The sequence below is a fragment of the Acidovorax sp. ST3 genome (genome assembly GCF_003231145.1).
In the GTDB taxonomy this organism is placed as follows: domain Bacteria; phylum Pseudomonadota; class Gammaproteobacteria; order Burkholderiales; family Burkholderiaceae_C; genus Acidovorax.
In genome coordinates this window covers 1-534 of the sequence record NZ_QKVP01000123.1, presented here as the reverse complement: position 1 = coordinate 534, position 534 = coordinate 1, and the positions used below count along the sequence as shown (strand labels likewise).

At 54.1% G+C, this 534-nt stretch carries 1 rRNA gene; it reads right to left on the bottom strand.

Annotation, left to right across the window (positions count from 1 at the left end):
• Positions 1–534 (bottom strand): 16S ribosomal RNA (locus tag DNK89_RS23915); the annotation flags it as partial.

The following is a 534-nucleotide window of genomic DNA, read 5'->3' as shown; positions in this document are numbered from 1 at the left end:
GCGTTAGCTGCGCTACCAAGGCCCGAAGGCCCCAACAGCTAGTTGACATCGTTTAGGGCGTGGACTACCAGGGTATCTAATCCTGTTTGCTCCCCACGCTTTCGTGCATGAGCGTCAGTGTTATCCCAGGAGGCTGCCTTCGCCATCGGTGTTCCTCCGCATATCTACGCATTTCACTGCTACACGCGGAATTCCACCTCCCTCTGACACACTCTAGCCCGGTAGTTAAAAATGCAGTTCCAAAGTTAAGCTCTGGGATTCCACATCTTTCTTTCCGAACCGCCTGCGCACGCTTTACGCCCAGTAATTCCGATTAACGCTTGCACCCTACGTATTACCGCGGCTGCTGGCACGTAGTTAGCCGGTGCTTATTCTGCAGGTACCGTCAGTTTCGCGGGGTATTAACCCACGACGTTTCTTTCCTGCCAAAAGTGCTTTACAACCCGAAGGCCTTCATCGCACACGCGGGATGGCTGGATCAGGGTTTCCCCCATTGTCCAAAATTCCCCACTGCTGCCTCCCATAGGGTAGTCG